This is a genomic window from Nonomuraea sp. B208, from assembly GCF_057536035.1.
This window is the reverse complement of the sequence record NZ_BAAJOU010000025.1, coordinates 389,914-413,865: the sequence shown is the minus strand read 5'-3', so window position 1 is coordinate 413,865 and position 23,952 is coordinate 389,914. Positions and strand designations below refer to the sequence as shown.

The window sequence follows — 23,952 nt, the reverse complement described above, 5'->3', positions numbered from 1 at the left end:
CTCTATGTCTGCGCCACCCGTGGTTGACCTTCCCATTGAGGACGAGCGGTTGGCGCAGGACGTGGCCAACGGACTGGCCGCGGTCGAGAAGCTCCTGCGCTCGTCGGTGGAGAGCGAGGACGCCTTCGTCACGGAGGCGTCCAAGCACCTCATCGAGGCGGGCGGCAAGCGGTTCCGCACGCTGATGGTGTTGCTGGCCGCCCAGTTCGGCGATCCGTCCGCGCCGGGTGTCGTGCCCGGCGCGGTGGTCATCGAGCTGACCCACCTCGGCTCGCTCTACCACGACGACGTCATGGACGAGGCCCCGGTGCGCCGGGGCTCACCGTCCGCGAACGCCCGGTGGGACAACACCGTCGCCATCCTGACCGGCGACTACCTTTTCGCCCAGGCCAGCGACCTGCTCGCGGACCTCGGCCCCGAGCTGATCCGCATCCAGGCCCAGACGTTCTCCCGCCTCGTACGCGGCCAGATCCGCGAGACCGTGGGCCCGCGCGACGGCGAGGACCCGATCGCGCACTACCTCAACGTGCTCGCCGACAAGACCGGCTCCCTCATCGCCGCCTCCGGCCGGTTCGGCGCGCTGCTGTCCGGCGCCCCCGCGGACGTGGAGGAGCGGCTGAGCCGCGCCTGCGAGGCGATCGGCGTGGCCTGGCAGCTCGGCGACGACCTGCTCGACGTGGCCTCCTCCGGCGCGCAGTCGGGCAAGACGCCGGGCACCGACCTGCGCGAGGGCATCAGGACCCTGCCCGTCCTCTACGCGCTGGCCGCCGGCGACTCCCCGCGCCTGACCGCGCTGCTGTCGGGCCCCGTGGCCGAGGAGGACGTCGAGGAGGCTCTGGAGCTGCTGCGCGCCGACCCCGCCATGGCGCGGTCGCGGGCGGAGCTGGAGGCGTGGGTGGACCGGGCACGGGACGACATCTCCGGCCTGCCGGACATCCCGGCCCGCGAGGCGTTCCTAGCTCTGTGCGACTACGTGGTCCGGCGTTCCGGCTGAGGCCGCGTTCCTGCGTACCCGGGCGGTCTGACGGGCCGTCCTGAGGCTGTCGTACGTGAAGATCGCCAGGGCCAGCCACACGATCGAGAACCCGATCCACCGGCTGGACGGCATGACCTCCTTGGCGATCAGCACCCCGCACGCGAACTGCAGGATCGGCGCGATGTACTGCAGCAGCCCGATCGTGCTGAGCGGCACCCTGATCGCCGCCACGCCGAAGCAGAGCAGCGGCACCGCCGTGATGAGCCCGGCGCCGACCAGCAGCGCCGCGTGCCCCCACCCCTGACCGGGGAACGTCGACTCCCCGCTCGCCTGGAGGAAGACCAGGTAGCCGAGCGCGGGCAGCAGCAGCACCAGCGTCTCGATCGCCAGGCTCTCGGTCGCCTCGACGTTCGCCTTCTTCTTCACCAGCCCGTAGATGCCGAAGCTGACGGCCAGCACCAGCGCCACCCACGGCAGCCGGCCGTAGTCGAAGGTCAGCACCACCACCGCCAGCGCCCCGAACCCGACCGCCGTCCACTGCAGCGGACGCAGCCGCTCGCGCAGCAGCACCACCCCGAACAGCACGCTGACGAGGGGGTTGATGAAGTAGCCGAGCGCGGTCTCCACGACGTGGCCGCTGTTGACGGCGTAGATGTAGGTGCCCCAGTTGATCGTGACCGTGATGGCGGCCAGCGTGAGCAGGGCGAGCTTGCGCGGCTGCCTGGCCAGTTCTTTGACCCAGGACCAGTGGCGGCGGACGGCGAGCACCGCGAGCACGGACACCAGCGACCACACCATCCGGTGGGCGAGGATCTCCACGGCGCCGGAGGGCTTGAGGAGAGGCCAGTAGAGGGGGAAGAGGCCCCACATGGTGTAGGCGGCGATCCCGAACAGCACACCGCGCCGAGAGTCAGGCATGAACCCCATCTTCGCCGCTTACCACCCTTAACCACAAATTTCACCCTCTAAGCGGAAATGTGTAGATCTCCTAAAGCGTTGCGAGAGGTGAAGCCCACCGGGCCCGCCGCGGCGGCCCAGGTAGGCTGACCCGAGAAGGCGAGCTGGAGGTAGTGCGATGGGCTGGCTGTTCGGCGGCAACAAGACATCGATGGTCCGGCCGGAGGACGCCCTGCCGGGCCGCCCGGAGCGGATGCCCGTGACGCCGCGCCACGCGGTCCTGGACGCTCCGCTGGCCCCGCCGTACCCCGAGGAGCTGGAGGTGGCCGACTTCGGCCTGGGCTGCTTCTGGGGCGCCGAGCGCAAGTTCTGGCAGACCCCGGGCGTCGTCACCACGGCCGTCGGCTACCAGGGCGGCTACACCCCCAACCCGACGTACGAGGAGGTCTGCTCCGGCCTCACTGGCCACACGGAGGCCGTCCGCGTGGTCTTCGACCCCGCCCGGATCTCGTACGAGGAGCTCCTCAAGGTCTTCTGGGAGGCCCACGACCCCACGCAGGGCATGCGCCAGGGCAACGACGTCGGCACCCAGTACCGCTCGGCCATCTACTACCACTCGCCGGAGCAGCGCAAGGCGGCGGAGGCTTCGCGGGAGGCGTACCAGGGGGTGCTGAGGGAGGCCGGCTACGGCGACATCACCACCGAACTGGCCGAGGCCGGGCCGTTCTACTACGCGGAGGATTATCACCAGCAGTATCTTTTTAAAGTGCCGAACGGGTACTGCGGAATCGGCGGCACCGGTCTCACCTGCCCGGTGGGCATCGCACCCGCCGGCGAGTGAGCAAAGCGGACTTCGACGGGCTCCGTGCTATGGAACACCGGAGCCCGCTTTCCCGATGACCTGCCGGGGCGTGGACATCTACGATCAGCCGGTCGCTTACCTGGAGTTCTTCATGGTCGTCGGCTCCGCGGCCGGGCTGACGTCAGCCGATGAGCCTTCTGCGCCAGTCGATCTGCGTGACGGTGATGGCCTGCTCCGGATCGCCGTTCCATTCGGTGGTGAGGCCGGCCTGTTCGAGCGCGGCCACGACCTCACGGCCGATGGCCGCCGTGGTGGCCGGCGAGCCGTCGAAGCCGCCGTACAGGAGCGTCAGGCCGTGTCCGGCCGCGGCGGCGTCCGTGCACTGGCTGTGGAAGAAGACGTAGCCCCGGGCATCCGGTGAGCCCGCGTCGCCGACCTCCGCCCGGCCGCACGAACTGCAGCAGGCGAAGTTCTCCTTTGCCGTGATGCCAGCGGCCGCCAAGGCCGTGAAAGCTTGAGTGAGTCGTTCGGGGTCGGTCTCGTCCTCCCAGGCGGCCTGCTCCTCGACGCGCTCCAGCCACAGCCGGTCGGCCAGTTCGCGGGCCTGTTCAGGAGATACAGGCCGGCGATCGCCTGACACCAGGTGCTCCTCCGCGATCTCGGCCAGCTCCGCCCTGGTCGCATACCCGCCCCTGATCACCTCGCGGATGCGCGCTTCGAGGCTCTCGCGATCGTCCTCTTCCAGGTCGAGCGGCGGAGTCAGCTCGGGCGTGCCCAGGTCCAACGGGGTCCAGGCGAGCACGGATCGCCAGCTTTCCTCCTGACGTGCCCACGCGGTCATGGCTGCGATCACCGGCTCGGGCGTGTCGAGGATGACCTGGAAGTGCCTGTCGGCCCCGCCTTCACGATGCTCGAGCGTATAGTCGCCTCCGTCATGCCATACCTGCATGAAGACGTCTGGTAGGTCGGGGACCCGCTGAAGGATCAGGAACCTGTGATTCCGCCGTCCCAGCCCATCGACCAGTCCGGCGATGTCCTCCTCGCTTGCCCGCACGAACCGGCGACCGTCCTCGGTCACCACAGTGATCGCCAGCATGCTGCCCACCCTGACACACCACCCTCCGAAGGAGAAACCATTCGAGCGCGTCTGAGCCGGTCTGTGCCGTGGTCCGGAACGGAGATCTGAAAGGCACCGCTTGAGGGGCCATCGCAGTTCTGTGCAGAAAGATATACAGTTGATGCATGACTGTTCTGCACGATGTCACTGAGCTGAGTGTCACAGAGGCTGCTCGGCGAGGGGTTGCCCGTCTGGTGGCTGATGCGGAGCAGGGGGCCGATCTGGTCGTTACCCGTCGGCATCAGCCAGTGGCGGCCGTGGTAAGCATCCGCCGGCTCAAGGAGTTGGAGGAAGCGGCGGCGGATCTGCGTGATCTGGCGCTTGTGCTCGCCCGTTCGGTCACGGACACGGGTGAGCGAGTCTCGCTCGATGAGGTGCTGGCCGCCTTCGGGCATACTCGCGAGTCGCTGGCCGACATCCCGGACGAGTAAACGTGTCCGGCGTCGTCTTCACGGCGTCGGCGGTCGATGACCTCCGACGCATCGGCCCGGACGCGGTGCCCAAGGTGCTCAAGAAGATTCTTCTCCTGCTGGACAACCCTGAGTCTGGTTACCCGCTCGGCGGGGAACTGTCCGGTTTCCGGAAGCTGGTGGTCGGTCGCAACACCTGGCGTGTCGTCTACCGCATCACCGAGGACAAGCGAGTGGAGATCTGCGAAGTGTGGGCTGTCGGTGAGCGGGCTGACGCGGAAGTGTACGCCGAGGCGACGGCGAGGGTTCGCGAGGCGGGTGCTGATCGCCCCGAGATCGTCCAGCTCCGCCAGGTGATCGAGCGCCTTGGCGCGCTGGCCGATCACATTCGGGTGGAGAAAACACCCCCAAGAGAACCAGTTCCAGATTGGCTCGCGGACCGGTTGATCTACACGGTCGGGATGACTCGCGAGGACGTTGCTGCTCTTGATCTTCAAGAGGCGGTCGACCTGTGGGCTGAGTACCGGTCCAAGCCTCATTAGGTCGTACATCTATTGCCTGACGCGGAGCGCTATCACCAGCAGTATCTGTACAAAGTGCCCAATGGGTACTGCGGGATCGGCGGCACGGGCGTGGCCTGCCCGGTGGGCCTGACGTCCGGCGAGGCGTAGACCTGCGGAGATAGCTAGATTCTGGCCCATGGTCCACCGGCACGTTCGGCGTCGATCATGGGCCAGCGCCGTTTCTCGGGGGCCGGTCGCGACCAGCATCGCCCACGCGCATGACCACCGCTACGAATGACCCGAGACGGCGATGCTCAACGACAAAGAGACGTCAACTTGCGTATCGCAACCTCAGCTCGTCCATCGCGAGGTCCCAGAAGGACCTGTAACGGTTGGCGCCAGGCAGCCATGGCGCGAGATACCAGGCTTCCCACTCACCTTCAGAGGTCTTGACGTGGGGATTGAGGAGAGTCACTCCGTCATCCCAGTATCCGATCAGCAGGGTGTCGGGCACATACTCTCCTCTGTATTGGATGGAGTCCTGCTCCAGTCCATAGACGAAGTAGAGCTCGTTGGGCACGCTCCATGAGTTCTCGGGCTTGGGTTCTGACCAGCTCTCGGCGATCGAGGGATCGACATCACGGAGCCAGCCGACTTCGTCGGTGCGCAGCAGGCAACAGTCATTGTTGCTGCCCCACCCGTTGGCGAAGAGGAGAAACTGCCGGTAACTCGGCGGTAGCTCCACACCCAGCCGCTCTTCAAGCTCGCGGACCTCTGCTTTGGCGGCCGGGGGATACAGATCGCCGAGTGGGCTGATCGCCGGGTGGTCAGGACCCTCGGTCTGCGGATGGCTTGCAGGGAGGAGTTCAGACCATGCGTACGGGACACTCATCGCGAGAAGATATCCCGTTTCGAGTGGCTGCTGTACGTGCAGCACGAGCTTTGGCCGTCCCTCCCGATCATCTCCAAGCGTGAGATGATCAAGGTATGACCCTTCACGCCACTCTGATCTAGGGGGATCATGGTTCGCATCGCTGTGTCCGGTCACCGGAGGATACCGCCATACTGATCGACGGGGCGGTACGTGTGGCCCTTGCGGAGTACCGGTCGGGTGTCGCCGGGTTGTCCTGTCTGGCGGACGGGGCTGATCAGATCTTCGCTCGTGCGGTACTCGATCTCGGTGATGTGCTGGAGGCCGTGATCCTTACTCGGCGTCGTGGCGGTGGTGGTCGGTACGCGGGAGATGGGGCGCCCCATCAGAGACGCCTAGATCTATCTCCCGGGGACGTCGCGAGTTCGCTGCCGTCGCTTGTCGGGCAAATCAAGGCGCGCAATCGGCAGGTGAAGCAGCCTCTGCCTCAGATGCTGCGCTTGTCTTCGAGGTGAAGGACGGTCAGTTCATGTCCGTCGCGATCACGCTTGGCACGGCCGAGGATGCCGATTGCGAGATCGTCGTGGTTCTCCAACTCGCTGGGATCGACGTAGGTGAGAATGTCGGGGTGATGGCCTGTTACGGCCCAGCCGGATGCGTCGTCCAGGTCTATGACGTTGAAGTCGCCGGCCGGGGTGCCTGGGTGAACGGGGCCGTACTCCCGCAGAAGGGTGATCGCCTGCTGGGTGAGATCGTTGGCAGGCTCCATCAGGATCACGCAGGTTCCGTGGGCGAACAGGACCCACGACTTGGCGGGATCCAGGAGTCGACGCCAGATCTCTACGGTGGACGTCTGATTCATGCGGAGCAGCGTAACGTCCGGCTCTGACAAGCCCTGCCCGGCCAGGCTGACTTCCGTTACGGCCTGCTCTCAACCGGGGCATCAGCATCTCCTGGAACATCTGTGTCTCCCCGGAAGACGGGAGAACGAGGTGTTCCGGTCTTGGGACACCTCGTCCCATAGACTGGATGGCATGAGCGTGATGCGCGAGGAGCTTCATCATCTGGTGGACCGGCTGCCTGAGGAGAAGGTCGCGCCTCTGCTTCGCCTGGTCCGGGATCAACTCGATGAGCCGCAAACTGTTCGCGACTTGCCGTTCATCGGCATGCTGGATGCGGAGCCCGATTTTGCGGAACGTGCCGAGGAGATCTTGCGGTCGGAGGACAATCACTCTTTGTGATCGTTCTTGACTCAGGGCCGCTGGTCGCGGCGCTCAACGGCCAAGACAAGCACCATGATGCGTGCGCACGCCTTCTGAGGACTTACCCTGGCTCGCTGCTCGTCCCCTCCACAGTTGTCACGGAGGTGTGCCAGTTGGTCGAGAGGCGACAGGGCAGCAAAGCGGAGGCGGCCTTCTTGCGGACCTTCGGGTCAGGTCTGACACTGGTCGATCTCACCGAGCAGGATGTGGACCGGATGAGCGACTTGGTTGAGCTGTACGCGAGTCTTCCTCTGGGCGCGGTCGACGCATCCGTGATCGCGGTTGCTGAACGGCTCAACGTTTCGGAGGTCGCAACGCTTGATCGCCGTCACTTCACAGTGATCCGTCCGAGCCACACCAGCGCGCTTCTCCTCCTGCCAGAGACCTTATGAATTGCGACCTGACAGTACCTGTACAAAGTGCCCAATGGGTACTGCGGGATCGGCGGCACGGGCGTGGACTGTCCGGTCGGCTTGACGTCCGGCGAGGCGTAGACCTGCCGAGATAGATTCTCTAGGCGCTAGATACCTGGTCAGACGGCTGGTGGGCCTCTAGTACTCCAGTGACAATTCGCGATCTTGGTTGTTGTTGCTCACCAAGGGTGGCGAATGCTCATATCTGTCGACATGAAGCCTCCCGCTGGTTGTTGATCTTGTCATGTTGATCACGTCTTGGACCTAGCATTCTCACATGGGATTGGACATTACGGTCCTCATCGTCGACTGGGCGCACGTCAAGGAGGCCCCACCCGACCAGCGCCTGGAACTGCTCATGGGCGTCGCGTGCTCGGCTGATGGTTCGGACCTTGAGGATCCCGAGCGCGGATGGATGTGGCCCTCGGTGTCGGCCGCACCATGGTTCGCAAGGTACGAGTTTTATCGCACGCTGGGCTCGTTGAAGGCACATTTTTGGGCCGGCCAAGCCTGGGAGGAAATTCGTGGCTTCGCCGATCCGGATGGCTTCTTGTCAGGGCTGTTCTGGTACGGGCCTGACCCGGCCAACGATGCTGTCCACGTGCATGGTGATCTGTTTCCTGCTGATATCGACAGGAGCCGGGGACTGTCGCTCGCCTAGCCTCCAGAGGCTGTACCCGCCCTAGTCAAATCCTGGGTCAAGGCCGAACCGCGCCTTGAGGAACTTCGTGAGCCCTTCGCCGCGCACGCCGTGCGCCCTCCGGGGCATTGGATCGAGAACTTCGAGGAATTCGCCGACTTGCTCAACGATTGGGGTGAGGTGGTGCGCGAAGCCGACAGTCGCGGGTGGGGGCTGATCGGATTTACCATTTGACCCGCGCTCGACCGTTCCCTTCCCCAAGACGCGGGCCACGGTCAGACATGTCTGGGAGCCTAGGTTATGCAACGGCTCCGCCAGGAACATCCCTGCGCAGCGACACTGGGTACTGCGCTTGCTCCGCTTTGACGGACACCATCGTTGTGGTGGTCAGGCCGACGCGGCGGCCTCGAAGTCGGCGGGGCTACGGTAGCCCAGACTGCTGTGCAGGCGGTACAGGTTGTACCAGCCCTCGATGAACTCGAAGATCGCGCTGCGGGCCGCAGCTCTGGTGGGCCAGGACTGCTGGTCGAGGAGTTCGCCCTTGATGGCCGCGAAGAACGACTCGGCCAGCGCGTTGTCCCAGCACTGGCCGGTGCGCCCGACCGACAGCCGCACGCCGGGCCGCGCGGCCGGCTGGGCATAGGCGGCGCTCGTACATTGACATCCGCGGTCCGGATGGAAGATCACCGACGCGGTCGGTCGTCGTCGGGCGCAGGCCTGCTGCAGGGCCACCAGTGGCTATGACGCGGGTGTCGACGGCCTGAAGCGTAGGCCGAGGGCAGTTCGGACATCCGCCGGTAGTTCTGAGGGGTCACCCCGACCACGCGAAGTTCGTCGTCGGCGATGGTGTCGCAGAACTCGGCCGCAAGAGTGGGGCTCATGGTCAGTCGACCAGGCCGGCGCGGTAGGCGGCGATGGCCACTTGTACGCGGTTCGTGACGGCGAGCTTGACGAACAGGTGGGAGATGTGGCTCTTGACCGTGGCCTCGCTCATGTTCAGGCGGGCTGCGATCTCGGTGTTGGAGCGGCCGAGCCCGACCTCGACGAGCACCTCGCGCTCGCGTCCGGTCAGGGTCTCCAACCGGGCGAGCGCGTCACGGCGGCGCCGGATGGGTTGGTCGGTGGTGAGCCGGTGGATCAGCCGCCGAGTGATCCGCGGGGACAGCATCGAGTCGCCGCCGTGCGCGAGACGGATGGCCTGGATCAGGTCGTGCGGCGAGGTGTCCTTGAGCAGGAACCCGCAGGCTCCCGCCTCCAGGGCGGTGAAGACGTGCTCGTCGCTGTCGAACGTGGAGAGGATGATCACCGCGGGTGTCCGGGTGAGCCGGCGGATGGCCCCGGTGGCGGCGAGGCCGTCGTACCGGGGCATCCTGACGTCCATCAGGACGACGTCGGGCCCCAGGCGGCGGACCGCGTCGACGGCCTGGTTGCCGTCCTCGGCCTCGCCCACGACCTCCACGTCGGGTGCGGACTCGATGATGAACCGCAGTCCCGCGCGGATCAGCGGCTCGTCGTCAACCAGCAGTGTCCTGATCATGTGATTCCCTCGGGAATGCGTCCGTGGCGTGCCACGGCAGCCGGCCCTCCAGACGCCAGCCTCCCGCATCGTCCGGCCCGCCGCGCACCGTTCCGCCGATCAGCCGGAAACGCTCCGCCAGGCCCACCAGACCGACCCCGGCGCCGGTCTCCAGACTCGGCTGGAGCGATGGTCCGTTGGTGACCGCGATCGTGACGCCGTCTTCCCTGCTCCCGGTCGCCGTGACCGTGACCGGGGCCCCGTGGGCGTGCTTGTGCGCATTGGTCAGGCCCTCCTGGACGAGGCGATGCGCGGCTCTGGCCGTTTCCGATGGCCACGTGCCGATGTCGCCGTGCAGGGTGACGGTCCCGCCGGCCGATCGCCAGGAGTCCACCAGCCGCCGCAGGTCGGGGAAGCCGTCGTCGTCATCGTCGGGCCCGGCGCGCAGCACGCCAAGGATCTTGCGCAGCTCTTCGAGGGCCTCCTGCGCGCTGACCCTGATCAGCGCCGCCTCCCGCTCGATGCGCTCCGGCCCTGCGCTCGCGTTCACCTCGAGGCCGCCGGCATGCAGCGAGATGAGCGTGACCTTGTGCGCGAGCACGTCGTGCATCTCCCGGGCGATCCGGCCGCGCTCGGCGGACCTCGCCTGTTCGTTGCGCAGACGCTGCTCGGCCTCGGCGCGTTCGGCGCGCTCGCGCAGCGATCGGGTCAGCTCGCGGCGGGTGGTGGCGTACGCCCCTGCCGCCAGCGTGACCCCGGTCGCGGTCGCCGCCGAGATCAGCGCGTCCGTGCCCAACCGGCCGCCGTCCACCCACTGCTGGGCCAGGAACCCCGCCATGCCGATCGCCGCCAGCGCCGGGAAACGCCTGCCCGCGCCGGAGAACAGGCTGATCAGCAGCGGCCCAGGATTGCCCGACAGCACGTACGCGCCCGCCCCGGCGACGGCCACCGCCACCGGCCAGCGGCCCCGGAACCAGATCGCACCCGTGCCTGCCAGCCCGGCGACGGCGATGACGGGTCGCGGCAGCGGCGCCCACGGCGTCTTGACCGCCAGGACGGTGAGGAACAGGCAGAGCGCCACGGAGGCCGCGTTGATCGCGTGTGGCCCGAGCGCGGACATCCGCCGCAGCGCCGCGCGTAACGACAGCATCGGTCCAGCGTAACCAGGGCGGCGGCGCACCACCTCATACCGGCGTCGGCACTGGACGCCGGGCGTCTCCGACTTTCGTCGGAGACGCCCATGGCCGCGATGGCGATGCGGCCGCGCCCTCGCCGACCGCATCGTGGATGGCCCCGACAAGGTCAGGAGCCGCCCGTGTATGTCTTCCGTTCGATGCTCGTCGCGGTGTGCGCGGCGCTGATGATCCTCGTGCCGCGTCCCGCCGCGGCAGCTGCCGAGCTTCCGGACGAACGCGCTCTGGCCGCCTTCTTCGACGCCGCGATGGCGGACGGGCTGGCGGCCGACCATGTGCCGGGCGCGGTCGTCTCGGTGGTGGGCGGTGGGAAGATGCTCTTCAGCAAGGGGTACGGGCTGGCCGACGTCGAGAACCGCAGACCCTTCGACCCGGCCACCTCAATGGTCCGGATCGCCTCGATCACCAAGCTTTTCACCTGGACCGCGGTGATGCAGCAGGTTCAGCAGGGCAAGCTGGACCTGAAGGCGGACCTGAACCGCTACCTCACCGCGTTCCGGATCCCCGCGACCTACCCCCGGCCGATCACGCTGCAGGACCTGATGGACCACACGGCCGGGTTCGAGGACCGCACCATCGGCGTGGGGTCGCGGAGCAAGGACGACGTGCCGCCCTTGGCGGACTATCTCGCCGACAACATGCCCGCGCGGGTGCGTCCGCCCGGCGAGGTGTCGGCGTACTCGAACTATGGGGCGGCGCTGGCCGGACACATCGTGGCGCGGGTGAGCGGGCAGCCGTATGACGAGTACGTGCGCGACCACATCCTCGACCCGCTCGCGATGCGGCACAGCACGGCCGCCGAGCCCGTTCCCGCCCCCTTGGCCGCGGATCTGGCGCGCAGCTACGACTACGAGGACGGGGCGTATCGGCGCAAGCCGTTCGTCTTCGACAACCTCGCCCCCGACGGGTCGATCAGTGCCACCGCGAACGACATGGCCCACTTCATGATCGCTCACCTGCTGGACGGACGCTTCGGCGACCGGCGCATCCTCGACGAGCCGACGGCCCGGCTCATGCACCGGCGGACGTTCGCGGCCGATCCGCGCATCGACGGGTACGCTCACGGGTTCAAGGAGCAGACACTCAACGGGCATCGCGTGCTCATGCACGACGGCGGCTGGGAGGGCTTCCAGAGCGCGTTGCTGCTGGTGCCCGACGCCGGCCTCGGCCTGTTCGTCTCCACGAACAGTCTCGGCGGGGCCGACGCCATGACCAAGATCATTCCTGCCTTCTTCGACCGCTTCCTGCCTGGAGAGCGCGCCGTGCCCGACGGCGGTGCTCCCGTCGTGCCTGTCGAAGGCTTCTACAAGCTCACCAGGTCCGCGGAGTCCAGCATCGAGAAGGTGGTCGCCCTGACCAGTTCCACCCGGCTGCGGGTGGAAGGCGGGAAGCTCAGCTTCGGAGGCTCGACGTGGAGCCCGCTGGGGCCTGGGCTCTATCAGCAGAACGGCGGCACGCAGCGGCTGGCGCTGGTGACCGGTGGGAGCGATGTCGCGTACGTCGCCACGGACGGCCCCACCTACCAGCGCGTCCCCTGGTGGGACACTCCGCCGGTCAATGCCGTCATCGTCCTGCTGTTCGCCGTCACCGCACTGACCGCCGTGCTCGGCCTGCCGGTGGCCGCTGTGGTCCGTACGGCCAGGAAGCGTGCCGTTTCGCGTGTCTGGCGCGCCGGGCGTGTCCTGACTGGGCTCGCCGCCGCGGCCGGGCTGGTGTTCGTGGCGCTGTTCACGCTGGTTCTGACCGGCGACACGAGCATCCTGTACGGCGTGCCGACCGACGTCCAGGTCCTCCTGGTGCTGCCGCTGCTGGTCCTCGCCCTCACCGTCGCCGCGGTCGCCACGACCGTGAGGGCTTGGCGGAGCGCGGGCGTCCTGGCCCGCGGCCATCAGGTGGTCGTACTGGCGGGGCTGCTCGCCCTCCTCTGGTTCTGCCAGCACTGGAACTTGCTCGGCTGGCACCTGTGATCACTGAACCGCCTGGGGCGGCGAGCTGCCCGGTCGTGCTGACCGCCGGCGCAGCCGGATCAGGCGCCCGGCAGCCCGCCGTGCAGATCGAGGGAGGCGCGGTTCCTTCGAAGAGCAGCGTCAGCGAATTTCCGCTCTACACGATCGCTGTCGTCACGTACGGCTGTTCTGCTGGCCGGCGTGCGCGGCGAGGTCGTCGGCCAACCGCTGCACGAGGCGCTGCAAGAAGCGCTGCGCGAACCAGCGCGACCACCACGACGTGGTGTACTGCCCCTGCCAATGGATGAGAGTCCCACCGTCGGTGGGCTTCAGTTCGACCCGGGCCCGGTAGTCGCGGATGATCGGCAGGAACTCTGCCTCGTAGGCGAACAAGGTCGGCTCCCGCAGTTCCGTGATCTGCTCCCGGCTGACGTTCTTGCCCTTGCGGAATGCGCGAACCGCTCCCACCTGATCACGGCCGGCCGGATCGAGGTCTGCCGAGCGCTCTCGATCCAGGTCGCCCAGTGACGACCACCTCGGCCACGACTCGGCATCGACAAGTAGCGCCCAAATCGCTTCCCGGGGCGCTGCGGAGAAGGCAGAAACGGCGTAGTGAAGCATGGTGTCCTCTGGTTCATCGCGTAGGTCGCGGGGATGTCGGCTTGATCGCGCACCAATGTCCGTGCTCACAGTGAGCGTGAAGGATCGCCACGCACCGGCGCGGTGCCCCTCGCGCGGCTGCCGACGTCACCGGGTCTCGGGCAGGGGCAGGAAGCGCCGGAAGGCCGCAAGAGCGACGAAGAGGACCGCGAAATGCATGAGGCCCAAGGCGATGCCGCCGACCGAATCCAGGGACAGCGCGATCAGCACATCGGGGATCAGCGAGATGACCATGACCAGCGGCACCAGCCAGGACAGCATCCTGGCGGGGTCTTCGGCGAAGCGGCGCACGATCGTCCATCCCGTAGCACCGAGGATGACGCCGATCAGGGTCAACGAAAGGTAGGCAGGTGGGGTCAGACCTGGAACGACAGCAGAGTCCGCACCGAGAGCCTGCGCGGCGAGCGCGATCAGGGCGTTGAGTAGGCCGGCGCCGCCGGTGGCGGTCAGCACGGCAAAGCCGAATCCGCGGGCGATGGACTTGGTGATCACGAAGGTTCCTTCGGGTCAGCGGCTGACGGCCGCAACGGGTAGCGATCCGATGGGCGATCGCAGGGCCCCCGACGAGTGACGGCTGTTCCCCGATCAGGCAGCCTCGTCGACACCGGCCGTGAAGACGATCCGGACTTCACGAGGTCGCTTGCCTGGGAAATGTCGGCGGCTGGCATAGATGCACCTCGAACTCGTTCAGGGTGACGTCGAGATCGTGTGCTGCGACTACTGCGATCAACGTGAGGATGCGGAACATCAGCCGTCGCCGTGGCTGCCTCTCCGGGACCGGCCTCCCGCAGTGGATGTCGTCACCGAGCCGTGCCGGACACGACCGGAGCCGGACGTTCAGACGACTCGGCGACGAGCCGCCGGTGAACGATCCTGCGGGCAACACCGAGGACGAGCGCGCGCAACGCCGCTGCCGGCTTGCTCGAAGGGACGAACCTCTGCTGCTTGATCTTCGCGGTGCGCTGTTGCTCGGTGATGAACGGACGAAGCCCGGTCTCCCACGCGTTCAGAGCGTCGTCGAGATCGTCGGGGTGCTCCTGCACGGCCTTGCCGAGAGCAGCGCCGCCACACAGCGAGGCCGAAGCGCCCATACCCGAGTAGGTGGTCAGGCACCACGCCGCATCACCGAGCAGGACCACCCGGCCCGAACTCCACCGCGGCATCTTCACCTGGTGAACCGAGTCGAACAGGACGTCGGGGGCATCCTCCAGGGAGTCCAGGATGTGGCGCACCACCGGGTCGTCCATTCCCGAGTAGACCGACCGCAGCTGCTCGATTCGCGGCCCGCTGAACTGCTTCTGGATGTCATCGGTCCGGTACGTCAGCAGCGTCGTGGGCGCGTGATCAGCGAACCCGAACACCCACGCCGCGCGCCCGGCGCGCGGGACGACGACGGTGTCGGTCGGAGCGAACGAGGGCACGTGCTCCTTGAGTTGGAAGGCGCACACGATCGCGTTCCAATCCGTCAGGTAATCCTCGTCCGGGCCGAACACCATCCGGCGCACGGTCGAGCGCAGCCCGTCCGCTCCGACCACAAGATCGAACGTTTCGCGGTGCTGCGCGCCGGAACCGGCGTTCTCGAGCAGGACCTGTACTCCGTCGACGCCCTGGATGATCTCGATCGGGGTGGTGGCGAACCGCACCTCGACCGGGTCCTCAACGCCATCGCCGGTGATGCTCTGCCACAGCGCGGCCTCGATGTCGCCACGTAACACCGCCGCCGGACCAGGCTGGTCCAGGAACCCCAGTTCCGGCTTCGGATTGCCACGACGATCCAGCGCCCACGTGTTCCCGCCCTCCTTCCATGCAGGGTTGCGGGTGTGCAGGTGGTCGGCGATGCCCAGGTCGGCAGCGGCCTGTCGACCCTCTGGGAACAGGAAGATGAAGTAGCCCCCAGTTCGACGCTCGGCAGCCCGCTCGATGATCACGGGCGTCCATCCCGCTCGGCGCAGCCCGATCGCCGCGGACATTCCCGCGATTCCCAGACCGACGACCAACGCACGTTTCTGCATGGTGTTCCCCTCTTCCTGATCTGGCTGGTTGTTCCGATGACGGAGGCGAGGCTCATAACGCCTGGCAGGCAGCCGCTCCGTCGCCTCCGGGAGCCGCATGGCCGCAGTTCCTTAACTAAGTTCAACTCGCCTGGAGCAAGCGTGCCTGAACTTTGTTAAGGTGTCAACCGTGGCAAAGGGCATCAACAAGGAACGGATCGTGGCGGCAGCGCTCGAGCTGCTCGACGAGAAGGGCATGGACGCACTCACCGTCCGTGCGCTCGCTGCGCGGCTCGATGTGCAGGCACCCGCGCTGTACTGGCACGTCCGCAACAAACAGGAACTGCTCGACGAGATGAGCACGTTCGTGATGCGCCGCGTGACGGATGCGCTGTCGGAGATCCCGCCCGACGCCGGCTGGCGTGCCAACCTCGCCGACTACGGCCGCATCCTGCGCATGGAATACCTGCGCCATCGGGACGGGGCTCGCATCTTCAGCGGCACGCGCTTGTCGGACCCGGACGTGGTGAAAGCAAAGGAAACCTGGCTCGCGCGCTTCGTGGCGGCCGGATTCACCCTCGTCGACGCCGACGATGCCATCGACGTGGTCACCGCGTTCGTCGTCGGGTTCGTCATCGAGGAACAGGAGCGAGTGCAGTCGGACGAGACTTCCCCAGGTCGATACTCGGCCGCCGGACGCGATGCTTGGCTGGGCGAGGGGGCCGACCTGATCAAAGCCGTGGGTTGCCTGCCCGATGACCGCCACGCACGGTTCGCCCGGCACCTCGACATCGTCCTCGACGGACTCGCAGCGCGGCTGCACCGCTGATCGCCAAGGCCTGAGCCCTGCTGGTCGCAGACGACGACCGCGCGATCCGTGAGTCTCTGGAAGGTTTGACCGATCCCGTGGAGGCGCTCACCGTGTCGAAAGGTGCTGACCGGCCGGTGTCCAGTGATCGGTGGACGGCGAAGCTTGAGCCGCCGCGACGCGGTCCGCGATGTGGTCGATGACGACGTTGACCGCGCGGCGGTACGGGGTGGCGTCTTGGTTCACCTGGGACAGGAGCATGCCGCCTTGGATCGCGGCCAGCAGCGCGACCGCAAGCGCTTCGATGTCCTCGTCGGCGCCGAGGTCGCCGCGCTCGCGCATGCGAGCGAGCCCGGACTCGATCGCGGCTTGCCACGCAGCGAATCCCCTGGCCAGGCCGAGGCGAGCTGAGGGGTCGATGTCCGACAGTTCGCTGGCGAGGGAGCCGATCTCGCAGCCTCCGGCGCAGTGGACCGCGTCCAGCCGGACGGCGGCGCGTTCGCACCATTCGCGCAGTGCGTCGATGCTGTCGAGGTGGTCGAGCAGGGGTCGCTGTTGTTCGAGCTTGACGGTGTTCTGGTACTCGATCACCGCCGCCGTGAGGCCTTTCTTGTCTCCGAAGTAGTGATAGATCTGCGAGGCGCTGACCTTGGCACGGCGTTGCACGTCGGGGATGCTCGTGCCGGCCACGCCTTGCTTGAACATCAGTTCGGCGGCGGCGTGCAGGATGCGGTCTCGCGTGCGGCGACCACCCTCGGTGCTGGCTGCCTTGACCTGGGTCTCGACACCGTGCTTCGGCATGAGGGCAGCCTATCGAGATTGGAATTGACTTTCCAATTTCACGCTGCCTACGGTTGGAGTGTCCATTCCAAGATCGCTTCAGCGCACGCGAAAGGCGAAGCTCATGGCCCTCAACCCGCAAATCCAGACCGTGCTCGACGACTTGGCCGCGACCCCCGCGCCCGCGGCCAACACCCTCACTGTGGCGGAGAACCGTGCCGCCGGCCTCGCGTTCGCCTCGTTCGCCGGTGACGTCGTCCCGGTTCGCGAGGTTCGTGACATGGCCTTCCGCAACGGCGACCATGACGTCCCGATCCGCATCTACGCATCCGAGACGATCCGGACGGGCTCGCCCGCTCCGGTGACGGTGTTCTTCCACGGCGGCGGCTGGGTGTTCGGCGACCTCGACACCCAGGACCACTTCGCCAGGGTCGTCGCGACGCGGTCGAAGACCATTGTCGTCTCCGTCGACTACCGGCTGGCGCCAGAGCACCGGTTCCCGGCAGCCGTCGAAGACGCCTACGCGGCGCTGCGATGGGTCGAGCAGAACGCAGACGCCTTCGGTGCCGATCCGAAGCGCATCGCCCTGTTCGGGGAGAGCGCGGGAGGCAACCTCGCCGCTGTCGCCGCGCAGGAAGCGAAGCGACGCGGCGGACCGACCGTCACCTTCCAGGCTCTCGCCTATCCCGCGACCGACCGTTTCGACGACAGCGCATCGATGTACGACTACGCCGCCGGCCCCCTGCTGACGCGCCCTTGGCTCGAGTGGTTCTGGGGCGCCTACCTCAACACCCCCGACGAGGGTGCCGACCCCCGCGTCTCTCCACTGCGCGCGGAGGACCTCACCGGACTCCCAGCCGCGTTCATCGTCACCGCTGAGCTCGACCTGCTACGTGACCAGGGCATCCGGTACGCCGACGCTCTCCGCGAGGCCGGAGTGCCGGTGACACACCGGGCGGTCGAGGGTGTGCCCCACGCGTTCCTGTCCTTCACTCGCGACGTCCAGATCTCACGTGACGTGCTGAACGAGATCGGCGACGCCATCGGCGCGGCCTTCGCGTGACAGGTGGGCCATCCAACAGTGAGCGCTCCAACCGGACCACACTTTCAGAAGGACGCGCCCAAACCACCACTGTCGAACTAATACCGCAACGGCACTTGTTCGGGTGGGTGCCGCGCCATTCGTCGTAGCCGAGGCGGGTTCGGTGGTGGCGCATTTTCAATCCCGCCGGCCATCCTGTGGATTCTCCTCGATCTCGCGATCACGGTTGACTCCTTAACGTTGTTCAGGCAAGGTGGAGATCGTCTGGTTGACTTCGTCCAGGTGATTAAGGTGCCCGTGGCCGATGGGTTCGAAGACGGAATCGTGTATTCGAGCCAGGGCATCGTCATCAATACGTCCGTGAAAGGAAGCGCGTCATGGCTGTGACTGTCACGGAGGAACCATGGGACAGCGCGGACGGCCTCAAGCTGCGCCGGGCCATGCAGGTCGAGCTGGCAGCCCGGTACGACGTTCCCGATCAGGAAACCGAGCCGCCCACCGCCGACACGATCAGCGTGTTCCTCGTCGCGCGTGATTCGGGAGGCGGTGCGACGGGCTGCGGCGCGTTGCGTCTGCTGGGCGGAAACAGGGCCGAGATCAAGCGGATGTACGTGATCCCGGAGGCCAGGGGCACCGGCGTGGCGACCCGCATCCTGCGTGCGCTGGAGGACCACGCCCGACGGCACGGGACCGGCTCGGTGGTGCTGTCGACCGGCGTGAAACAGCCCGACGCGATCCGGTTCTACGAGCGCGAGGGCTATCAACCGATCGACGGGTACGGACCGTACGCCGGCGAACCGCTGGCCAGGTGCTTCAGCCTGCAGCTCGGCTGACGGGGGCACCCGTCGGCCGGCCTGGGTCAGCCGAGCCGGAAGGGGTGCCTCGATGCCGTCAGGTCCGGAAACCTATTCGGAGAACATGGTGAACGAGCGCATCCCGTCGAAGCGCTTGGCGGCGAGATCCTCGAAACTGATCAGGAAGCATCCGTAGTGGAAGTCGCTTGGCGTGTAGAACTGGGCGAGTGGCACCCAATCCTGAACCAACCGGTGCTCCGTCCCTGGACCATCAAGGCCGGCTTCAGGTCGGTTCTTGAGGTTCGCGGTCGCCATCTCGTGCCACGGGCCGTCGCTGCCGCCTATCTCCCTGCAGTGTCCGCCGATGCGGAGGGTGGACAACCGGTTGCCGGGCCCCGGCCAGAGGCTGTCGACGATTTCACACAGTTGGTCGAAGTGCTGCAAATCGTTGAACAGCTCGTTCACGTCATCTGACTGGCCTTCCATGGTCAACTCGTCAGTTTCATCCATCCATGCCGGCAGATCCGCCTCGACCCACGCGGAGAGCGTGCGCTCGGGAATGAGGAGTGGCATGCCGTAGTCATCGATCCCATCGAGCTCGGGCGGCAATGGCGGCACTGCCGTGTCCGCGCCTGCCGGAACGTACAGAACCCGCGCGTACTCCGGCTGCTCGTCAGGGCTGAAAGGAGCCAGCAGATCCTCCTCGTACCGCAGGAACAGGAGCAACGAGCCGTCCGCAGGCAGGGGGAGACCCTCGGCCCGCGGAAGGGCTGCGCAGTCCACGGAGGCGATGAACGGCAACGCGAACCCGTCCCTGTCGGTCGGCCATTCTGTGCCCACCGGTAACCGCGGCAGCCCTCCCTTCCGCCCGACAACTTTCTCGCCCGGGGCCGTGCCGCTCAGCCAGACCGCGAATCGGAGCTGACCCGCGAACTTGTCGATCTCGTCGTTCGGAATACCCTGGCCGATCGCCGCCTGGCGGAATTGCTCGTAACGATCCATGGGGAGAATTATGCACATCCGTGAGAGCGATATCTCATTGGGGGTCCGTATTTAGATGGTTTCCTGCTCGATGCCCGGAGGCTTTTCCGGGGAAAAAAATTCAGCGGACGGCGATGTCCCGTGCGGGATTGCCGGCATGCACGCTGAGTGTTTTCGGGAAGTATCCCGAATTCGGCTGGTGGGAGGTCGTTGCAGGCGCTGTGGAGGCGTAACGAGGCCACGGCGAGGGTCCGCGAAGCGGGTACAGGCCGTCCAGGGATCGTCCAGCTCGGCCAGGTGATCGAGCGCCTCGGTGCGCCGGCTGATCACATTCGGGTAGAGAGAGCAGCTGCCAGAGGACCGGTTCCCGATTGGCTCGCAGACCGACTGATCTCCGCCGTCGGGATGACGCGCGAGGACCGGCTTCCGTAAGGGCGAAGACAGTCGGACCGATGGCGCTTCCATGACCTACCTGGTGCGGTGCGTCTGGCTACCGTCACGTTGACAGATTTGCCGTGAAGAGGATCGGCCTAATTTCGGTGGCACCTGAAAGAACATCGAAAGGGGCAGGTCATGAAGGCGACGCGGGTTGCGGGGATGGGCCTCGCAGTCGGGGCGGTGCTGGCGCTATGCACGATCACGGGGCCGGCGCAGGCGACGGAGGAAAGCTGGGACAAAGCGGCGGGCTGCGCGGAGGCGCGGCCGGAGGTCACCTCCATCAGCGGCTGGGTCTCGCCCAACGCCTGCACTTTCATCAAGCGGCAGATCAAGTTCGGCAAGGTCACCACCCCCGACCGGGTGGATGCCTACGCCGAGATCTGGGCCAAGGACGCGACGCTGTGGGAGCCGGCGAAGGCGAGCGCGCCGCTGATCCAAGGTGAGGAGGCCATCAGAAAGTCGATGAGCGGATCGCTCAGCCTGGTCCCCGACTTCCGCTTCCGTGGCACGCGCATCGCCGTGAACGGTCCCGCCGTCATGTTCGAAGCGCACAACGAGGCCACGATCAAGGGACACGAGGTCACCTATCCTGCGGTCTACCGGGTCCAGCTGACCGACGGTGGCAAGGTCGACCAGGGCCGTCGCTACTACGACCGGCACACCTGGTTCAAGCCGCTCGACCCCGGGTTGCCCGACCTGTTCGCCGGCGTCGCCGACGGCAGCGCCCCCGACCAGGGCCGTAAGCCGGTCCTCGGCCCCGATGAGCTCGTCGCCCGTGCCGAGGCATGGAACAACGAGAACGCGGAGGCCCTGGTGGACCGGCTCACCGGCGCGCCGCTGTCCGCCCCTGGCCTGAACGGTGGCACGCTGCGCACCAAGCAGGGCAAGCTCGCCTACCTGAAGAGGTTCTTCGATCAGGTCAGCGATGTCCAGCTGCAGCCGGGTCAGGCCGTCAAGGTCGACGGCGCGACGTACCTGGAATGGTACGGAACGCTCCTGCCCAAGGGTCAGACCGACCTGGTCAGCTTCGGCATCATCGAGCGGGTCGGCGACAACGGTGACATCTCGAACGACTGGGCCCTGACCTTCGACCAGCTGCCGCTCGTCGCCGACGAAGCCAAGATCGCCGAGCTGTACGGCAGGCTCAGGTAGCGATCGCGGCCAGCTCCACCCGCGAGGAGATCCCCAGCTTGGGGAAGGCCTTGTAGAGGTGGTAGCCGACGGTGCGTGGGCTGAGGTACAGCTGGGCCGCGATGTCGCGGTTGGACGCGCCCGCGGCGGCCAGCCGTACCACCTGCCTCTCCTGCGTGGTGAGGACGCTGAGCGGATCGTCCGCCTGGCGCGGGGCCGCGGGGACGTCGCCGGTGGCGCGTAGCTCGGCGCGGGCGCGCTCGGCCCACAGCATCATGCCGAGCCGGTCGAAGGTCTCCAGGGCGGCGCGCAGCTGGGCGCGGGCGGCGGCCCGCTTGCGCGCCCGCCGTAGCCACTCGCCGTAGAGCAGCCGGGTGCGGGCCTGCTCGTGTGGTTGCTCGCCCTGCTCGTGCGCCCGCAGGGCCTCCTCGTACAGGTCCTCGTCGTTCTCGACGAGGGCGCGGCAGCGCAGGACGACCGCGTCGGCGGACGGCACGCCGACGCCGGCCGCCCAGTTCAGGTAGTACGCCAGGGGCTCGCGCGCCCGCTCGGGCTCCCTGGCCTTGACGGCGGCCTCGATCCGGTCAGGGGCGACGAAGACGGACACCGGCGCGTTGGCGGCCGAAATCCTCTCCAGGATCCCCAGCGACGCCTTCGGACGGCCCAGCGCGAGCTCCAGCCGCCCGAGCCCGGCCACCGCGACCGCCTCGGCCGTGCGGAGCCCGCGCATTTCCGCCTGTTCGAAGACGGCCGCGGCCGCCGTCCGGCAACCCTGCTCGTCGCCCAGCTCGCCGTGCGCCAGGGCGAGCAGCGCGGTGAGCGCGACCGCTCCGTTCCGCTGCCCCAGATCGCCGGTCACGGGGATGATCTCCTCCAGCCTGGTCGCCGCCTCGCGATACCTGCCGAGCAGCATCTGCGCCTGCAGCCGGGTCTCCACGGCGGTGGTCAGCCAGCCGCCCATGTCGTGGGCCCTGCACTCGGCCTCGACGCGCGCCGCGGCGGCCTCGCCCTGACCGTAGCGCCCGACGGGCGCGCACAGCTGGGCCATGAAGAGCATGCCTGGCACCTGGAGCGCGGACAGATCCGGAGCGAGCACCAGCTCCTGCATGAGCGTGACCGCATTCTTCAGGTCGCCGTTGACCAGCGCGGCCAGCCCGAGCGCGCCGCTCACCAGCGGAGAGCCGATCTCGGGCAGGGCCCTGAGCAGTCCTGCCGCCTGCTCCGCCAGGCCCGGGTCACCGGCGTACCATCCGCAGCGCACCGCCTCCACGATCAGGTAGGCCGCGCGCTCGGCGTCCAGCCTGGCGACCCGCTCCGCGCCGGCGATGATGAGCTCGCCGGCCGCGGCCTGGCTGCCCTGCTCGAACTCCCGATGGGCGCGCACCTGGATCAGGTGAGCGAGGGCCAGCGGATCCTGGATCTCCTCGCTGGCCCGGTCGGCCAGCGAGCCCGCGCGGGTCGGCTGGCCCGCGTCGCTGGCCGCCACGGCCGCGGCGGCCAGCCGTACCGACCGCTTGGCGGTGTCGGGGGTGAGTTCGGCGGCCCGTTCGTAGGCCGCGGCCATGGCCGCGAAGCCGGAACGGGTGCGCGCCCGCTCCGCCGCCAGCTCAAGCTCGCGCGCCACGTCCTCGTCAGGCGTGGTCGTCGCCGCGGCCAGATGCCAGGCCCTGCGGTCGGCGTGCTCGCCGCCATCGAGCACCTCGGCGAGCGCACGCCGTACGGCCAGCCGCGACGTCAGCGGCAGGTTCTGGTAGGCGGCGGCCCTGATGAGCGGGTGCCGGAAGGCCACCACGGCCCCGTTCACCGTGACCAGCTTGGCCTGCTCGGCCGCTTCCAGATCCGCCACCCCGGCGGAGAAGGACTCCGCGGCGCGCAGCACGATGCCAAGATCGCCTGTGTCGTCGGCGGCGAGCACCGCGAGCAGGGCCTGCGCCCTGTCGGGCAGCGTCCTGATCTGCTGCTGGAAGGCCTGCTGCACCCGGTTGGCGACCGGAATGGTGGTGAACGGGTTCAGCTGCCCGGCCCGCTGCTCCGAGGTGAGCGCGGACGGCAGCTCGATGAGCGCGAGGGGATTGCCGCCCGCCTCGTCCAGGACGCGGTCACGCACCTTCGGCGCCAGATCCCTGGCCGACTCGGCCAGCAGCGCGACGGCGGCGTCGCGGTCCACACCGTCCAGCCACAGCTCGGGCAGCCCCTGTGGATGGAACTCCTCCCTGCCCGCGAACACCAGCGCGATGCCTTCCGCGTCCAGCCGCCGCGCCACGAACACCAGCGCGTCGATGGACGCCCGATCGAACCACTGCGCATCGTCGACCAGGCAGAGCAGCGCCCCGTCGCCCGCGACCTCGGCCAGCAGGCTGAGCACGGCCAGCCCGACGAGGAACCGGTTCTCCGGAGCCGCCGCGCCCAGCCCCAGCGCGCCCTGCAGCGCCGCCGCCTGTGCCTCGGGCAGCGCGTCGATCCGGTGAAGCTCGGAACGCAGGAGCAGATGCAGGGCGGCGTACGGCAGCTCCGCCTCGGACTCGATGCCGACCCCGTGGAGCACCCGCGCCCCCGCGGCCCGCTCCGTCAGGTGGCCGAGCAACGCGGTCTTCCCGATGCCCGGCTGGCCGCGTACCACCAATGCGCCACTGCGCCCGGAACGCGCGTTCGCCAGCAGCCGATCCACCTGAGCCTGCTCCGCAGCCCGCCCGTACAGCATGGCCGAAATCTAGCGGAACGCGGACATAGCTCCGGCCTGGCAGTGCGAGCGGGGGAGCGTGACCGGACACTACCGTCACG

At 67.6% G+C, this 23,952-nt stretch carries 25 protein-coding genes and 1 pseudogene; 13 read left to right on the top strand and 13 right to left on the bottom strand.

What is annotated here, in order from left to right; genetic code table 11:
• The first annotated feature begins 4 nt into the window (after nucleotides 1–4).
• On the top strand, nucleotides 5–994 hold the full coding sequence (locus AC27IY_RS30150; RefSeq protein ID WP_344208260.1) for a polyprenyl synthetase family protein: 990 nt from the start codon (nucleotides 5–7) through the stop codon (nucleotides 992–994).
• Here the strand turns inward: AC27IY_RS30150 and rarD are convergent.
• On the bottom strand, nucleotides 956–1,894 hold the full coding sequence (rarD, locus tag AC27IY_RS30145) for an EamA family transporter RarD (RefSeq protein ID WP_487179970.1): 939 nt from the start codon (nucleotides 1,892–1,894) through the stop codon (nucleotides 956–958). The genes AC27IY_RS30150 and rarD overlap by 39 nt on opposite strands.
• Nucleotides 1,895–2,051: 157 nt before the next feature.
• Between rarD and msrA the strand changes: the two genes are divergently transcribed.
• Nucleotides 2,052–2,714 (top strand): peptide-methionine (S)-S-oxide reductase MsrA, encoded by a 663-nt coding sequence (msrA, locus tag AC27IY_RS30140; RefSeq protein WP_487179969.1) that lies wholly within the window; start codon nucleotides 2,052–2,054, stop codon nucleotides 2,712–2,714.
• Nucleotides 2,715–2,856: 142 nt separating this feature from the next.
• On the opposite strand, the gene AC27IY_RS30135 is transcribed toward msrA, so the two are convergent.
• Nucleotides 2,857–3,771 carry a DUF6891 domain-containing protein gene (locus tag AC27IY_RS30135; protein ID WP_449947031.1) on the bottom strand — a complete coding sequence of 305 codons (915 nt, stop codon included), beginning with the start codon at nucleotides 3,769–3,771 and terminating at the stop codon, nucleotides 2,857–2,859.
• 146 nt (nucleotides 3,772–3,917) lie between these two features.
• Here AC27IY_RS30135 and AC27IY_RS30130 point away from each other — a divergent pair, with 146 nt between their 5' ends.
• The 3 genes and pseudogenes from AC27IY_RS30130 to AC27IY_RS30120 form a co-directional block, all read left to right on the top strand.
• The gene (locus AC27IY_RS30130; protein ID WP_423451326.1) at nucleotides 3,918–4,223 is read left to right on the top strand and encodes a type II toxin-antitoxin system prevent-host-death family antitoxin; all 306 of its coding nucleotides are present in this window, start codon (nucleotides 3,918–3,920) and stop codon (nucleotides 4,221–4,223) included.
• Between the two features lie 2 nt (nucleotides 4,224–4,225).
• Nucleotides 4,226–4,744 (top strand): type II toxin-antitoxin system RelE family toxin, encoded by a 519-nt coding sequence (locus AC27IY_RS30125; RefSeq protein WP_423451325.1) that lies wholly within the window; start codon nucleotides 4,226–4,228, stop codon nucleotides 4,742–4,744.
• A gap of 21 nt (nucleotides 4,745–4,765) precedes the next feature.
• A pseudogene (locus tag AC27IY_RS30120) lies at nucleotides 4,766–4,873 on the top strand (peptide-methionine (S)-S-oxide reductase MsrA); the annotation flags it as partial.
• Nucleotides 4,874–5,036: 163 nt separating this feature from the next.
• Here AC27IY_RS30120 and AC27IY_RS30115 read toward each other — a convergent pair.
• Both AC27IY_RS30115 and AC27IY_RS30110 read right to left on the bottom strand, forming a co-directional pair.
• Entirely contained in the window at nucleotides 5,037–5,597 is a 561-nt protein-coding gene (locus AC27IY_RS30115; RefSeq protein WP_487179968.1) for an SMI1/KNR4 family protein, read from the bottom strand.
• A 466-nt stretch (nucleotides 5,598–6,063) separates the two neighbouring features.
• The gene (locus AC27IY_RS30110) at nucleotides 6,064–6,438 is read right to left on the bottom strand and encodes a hypothetical protein (RefSeq protein WP_487179967.1); all 375 of its coding nucleotides are present in this window, start codon (nucleotides 6,436–6,438) and stop codon (nucleotides 6,064–6,066) included.
• 172 nt (nucleotides 6,439–6,610) lie between these two features.
• Between AC27IY_RS30110 and AC27IY_RS30105 the strand changes: the two genes are divergently transcribed.
• The 3 genes from AC27IY_RS30105 (at nucleotide 6,611) to AC27IY_RS30095 (ending at nucleotide 7,912) form a co-directional block, all read left to right on the top strand.
• Nucleotides 6,611–6,817: a hypothetical protein gene (locus AC27IY_RS30105; RefSeq protein WP_423451323.1), complete on the top strand. Its 207-nt coding sequence runs from the start codon at nucleotides 6,611–6,613 to the stop codon at nucleotides 6,815–6,817.
• Nucleotides 6,814–7,230 carry a type II toxin-antitoxin system VapC family toxin gene (locus tag AC27IY_RS30100; RefSeq protein ID WP_487179966.1) on the top strand — a complete coding sequence of 139 codons (417 nt, stop codon included), beginning with the start codon at nucleotides 6,814–6,816 and terminating at the stop codon, nucleotides 7,228–7,230. The genes AC27IY_RS30105 and AC27IY_RS30100 overlap by 4 nt, the downstream gene beginning before the upstream one ends.
• Nucleotides 7,231–7,528: 298 nt before the next feature.
• Entirely contained in the window at nucleotides 7,529–7,912 is a 384-nt protein-coding gene (locus tag AC27IY_RS30095) for a hypothetical protein (protein ID WP_487179965.1), read from the top strand.
• A gap of 366 nt (nucleotides 7,913–8,278) precedes the next feature.
• Here AC27IY_RS30095 and AC27IY_RS30090 read toward each other — a convergent pair whose 3' ends face one another.
• From AC27IY_RS30090 to AC27IY_RS30080, 3 genes are all read right to left on the bottom strand, one after another.
• On the bottom strand, nucleotides 8,279–8,623 hold the full coding sequence (locus tag AC27IY_RS30090) for a transposase (RefSeq protein ID WP_487179964.1): 345 nt from the start codon (nucleotides 8,621–8,623) through the stop codon (nucleotides 8,279–8,281).
• 151 nt (nucleotides 8,624–8,774) lie between these two features.
• Complete coding sequence (locus AC27IY_RS30085; protein ID WP_487179963.1) at nucleotides 8,775–9,428, bottom strand: response regulator transcription factor; 654 nt, start codon at nucleotides 9,426–9,428, stop codon at nucleotides 8,775–8,777.
• Entirely contained in the window at nucleotides 9,406–10,557 is a 1,152-nt protein-coding gene (locus AC27IY_RS30080; protein ID WP_487179962.1) for a sensor histidine kinase, read from the bottom strand. The genes AC27IY_RS30085 and AC27IY_RS30080 overlap by 23 nt, the downstream gene beginning before the upstream one ends.
• Before the next feature lie 165 nt (nucleotides 10,558–10,722).
• Here AC27IY_RS30080 and AC27IY_RS30075 point away from each other — a divergent pair, with 165 nt between their 5' ends.
• Complete coding sequence (locus tag AC27IY_RS30075) at nucleotides 10,723–12,567, top strand: serine hydrolase domain-containing protein (protein ID WP_487179961.1); 1,845 nt, start codon at nucleotides 10,723–10,725, stop codon at nucleotides 12,565–12,567.
• A gap of 153 nt (nucleotides 12,568–12,720) precedes the next feature.
• Here AC27IY_RS30075 and AC27IY_RS30070 read toward each other — a convergent pair whose 3' ends face one another.
• The 3 genes from AC27IY_RS30070 to AC27IY_RS30060 all read right to left on the bottom strand — a co-directional run bounded on the left by AC27IY_RS30070 (nucleotide 12,721) and on the right by AC27IY_RS30060 (nucleotide 15,317).
• A complete protein-coding gene (locus AC27IY_RS30070) occupies nucleotides 12,721–13,167 on the bottom strand; it encodes an SRPBCC family protein (protein ID WP_487179960.1) in 447 nt (148 codons plus the stop codon).
• Nucleotides 13,168–13,293: 126 nt separating this feature from the next.
• Entirely contained in the window at nucleotides 13,294–13,698 is a 405-nt protein-coding gene (locus AC27IY_RS30065) for a DUF6069 family protein (RefSeq protein ID WP_423477800.1), read from the bottom strand.
• Between the two features lie 308 nt (nucleotides 13,699–14,006).
• Entirely contained in the window at nucleotides 14,007–15,317 is a 1,311-nt protein-coding gene (locus AC27IY_RS30060) for an FAD-dependent monooxygenase (RefSeq protein WP_487179959.1), read from the bottom strand.
• Nucleotides 15,318–15,387: 70 nt separating this feature from the next.
• Here AC27IY_RS30060 and AC27IY_RS30055 point away from each other — a divergent pair, with 70 nt between their 5' ends.
• Nucleotides 15,388–16,026 (top strand): TetR/AcrR family transcriptional regulator C-terminal domain-containing protein, encoded by a 639-nt coding sequence (locus AC27IY_RS30055; protein WP_487179958.1) that lies wholly within the window; start codon nucleotides 15,388–15,390, stop codon nucleotides 16,024–16,026.
• Nucleotides 16,027–16,113: 87 nt separating this feature from the next.
• On the opposite strand, the gene AC27IY_RS30050 is transcribed toward AC27IY_RS30055, so the two are convergent.
• Entirely contained in the window at nucleotides 16,114–16,806 is a 693-nt protein-coding gene (locus AC27IY_RS30050; protein WP_487179957.1) for a TetR/AcrR family transcriptional regulator, read from the bottom strand.
• Between the two features lie 103 nt (nucleotides 16,807–16,909).
• Between AC27IY_RS30050 and AC27IY_RS30045 the strand changes: the two genes are divergently transcribed.
• A complete protein-coding gene (locus AC27IY_RS30045; RefSeq protein ID WP_487179956.1) occupies nucleotides 16,910–17,848 on the top strand; it encodes an alpha/beta hydrolase in 939 nt (312 codons plus the stop codon).
• 356 nt (nucleotides 17,849–18,204) lie between these two features.
• Nucleotides 18,205–18,660, top strand: coding sequence for a GNAT family N-acetyltransferase (locus tag AC27IY_RS30040; RefSeq protein ID WP_487179955.1), 456 nt, complete (start codon nucleotides 18,205–18,207; stop codon nucleotides 18,658–18,660).
• Nucleotides 18,661–18,732: 72 nt separating this feature from the next.
• On the opposite strand, the gene AC27IY_RS30035 is transcribed toward AC27IY_RS30040, so the two are convergent.
• Nucleotides 18,733–19,623 carry a DUF1963 domain-containing protein gene (locus AC27IY_RS30035; protein WP_487179954.1) on the bottom strand — a complete coding sequence of 297 codons (891 nt, stop codon included), beginning with the start codon at nucleotides 19,621–19,623 and terminating at the stop codon, nucleotides 18,733–18,735.
• Between the two features lie 552 nt (nucleotides 19,624–20,175).
• Between AC27IY_RS30035 and AC27IY_RS30030 the strand changes: the two genes are divergently transcribed.
• Nucleotides 20,176–21,192 (top strand): nuclear transport factor 2 family protein, encoded by a 1,017-nt coding sequence (locus AC27IY_RS30030; protein WP_487179953.1) that lies wholly within the window; start codon nucleotides 20,176–20,178, stop codon nucleotides 21,190–21,192.
• On the opposite strand, the gene AC27IY_RS30025 is transcribed toward AC27IY_RS30030, so the two are convergent.
• Nucleotides 21,185–23,872, bottom strand: a complete 2,688-nt coding sequence (locus AC27IY_RS30025) for an AAA family ATPase (RefSeq protein ID WP_487179952.1) — start codon at nucleotides 23,870–23,872, stop codon at nucleotides 21,185–21,187. The two genes, AC27IY_RS30030 and AC27IY_RS30025, sit on opposite strands and share 8 nt — an antisense overlap.
• Between the last annotated feature and the right edge of the window lie 80 nt (nucleotides 23,873–23,952).

Excerpts from the sequence above, each read along its gene's own strand:
- AC27IY_RS30030 (WP_487179953.1), top strand. The coding sequence starts at position 20,176 with ATGAAGGCGACGCGGGTTGCGGGGATGGGCCTCGCAGTCGGGGCGGTG.
- AC27IY_RS30115 (WP_487179968.1), bottom strand. The coding sequence starts at position 5,597 with ATGAGTGTCCCGTACGCATGGTCTGAACTCCTCCCTGCAAGCCATCCG.
- AC27IY_RS30025 (WP_487179952.1), bottom strand. The coding sequence starts at position 23,872 with ATGCTGTACGGGCGGGCTGCGGAGCAGGCTCAGGTGGATCGGCTGCTG.
- msrA (WP_487179969.1), top strand. The coding sequence starts at position 2,052 with ATGGGCTGGCTGTTCGGCGGCAACAAGACATCGATGGTCCGGCCGGAG.
- AC27IY_RS30070 (WP_487179960.1), bottom strand. The coding sequence starts at position 13,167 with ATGCTTCACTACGCCGTTTCTGCCTTCTCCGCAGCGCCCCGGGAAGCG.
- AC27IY_RS30135 (WP_449947031.1), bottom strand. The coding sequence starts at position 3,771 with ATGCTGGCGATCACTGTGGTGACCGAGGACGGTCGCCGGTTCGTGCGG.
- AC27IY_RS30060 (WP_487179959.1), bottom strand. The coding sequence starts at position 15,317 with ATGCGGCTCCCGGAGGCGACGGAGCGGCTGCCTGCCAGGCGTTATGAG.
- AC27IY_RS30110 (WP_487179967.1), bottom strand. The coding sequence starts at position 6,438 with ATGAATCAGACGTCCACCGTAGAGATCTGGCGTCGACTCCTGGATCCC.
- AC27IY_RS30150 (WP_344208260.1), top strand. The coding sequence starts at position 5 with ATGTCTGCGCCACCCGTGGTTGACCTTCCCATTGAGGACGAGCGGTTG.
- AC27IY_RS30050 (WP_487179957.1), bottom strand. The coding sequence starts at position 16,806 with ATGCCGAAGCACGGTGTCGAGACCCAGGTCAAGGCAGCCAGCACCGAG.
- AC27IY_RS30045 (WP_487179956.1), top strand. The coding sequence starts at position 16,910 with ATGGCCCTCAACCCGCAAATCCAGACCGTGCTCGACGACTTGGCCGCG.
- AC27IY_RS30040 (WP_487179955.1), top strand. The coding sequence starts at position 18,205 with ATGGCTGTGACTGTCACGGAGGAACCATGGGACAGCGCGGACGGCCTC.
- AC27IY_RS30080 (WP_487179962.1), bottom strand. The coding sequence starts at position 10,557 with ATGCTGTCGTTACGCGCGGCGCTGCGGCGGATGTCCGCGCTCGGGCCA.
- rarD (WP_487179970.1), bottom strand. The coding sequence starts at position 1,894 with ATGCCTGACTCTCGGCGCGGTGTGCTGTTCGGGATCGCCGCCTACACC.
- AC27IY_RS30105 (WP_423451323.1), top strand. The coding sequence starts at position 6,611 with ATGAGCGTGATGCGCGAGGAGCTTCATCATCTGGTGGACCGGCTGCCT.
- AC27IY_RS30095 (WP_487179965.1), top strand. The coding sequence starts at position 7,529 with ATGGGATTGGACATTACGGTCCTCATCGTCGACTGGGCGCACGTCAAG.
- AC27IY_RS30035 (WP_487179954.1), bottom strand. The coding sequence starts at position 19,623 with ATGGATCGTTACGAGCAATTCCGCCAGGCGGCGATCGGCCAGGGTATT.
- AC27IY_RS30085 (WP_487179963.1), bottom strand. The coding sequence starts at position 9,428 with ATGATCAGGACACTGCTGGTTGACGACGAGCCGCTGATCCGCGCGGGA.
- AC27IY_RS30130 (WP_423451326.1), top strand. The coding sequence starts at position 3,918 with ATGACTGTTCTGCACGATGTCACTGAGCTGAGTGTCACAGAGGCTGCT.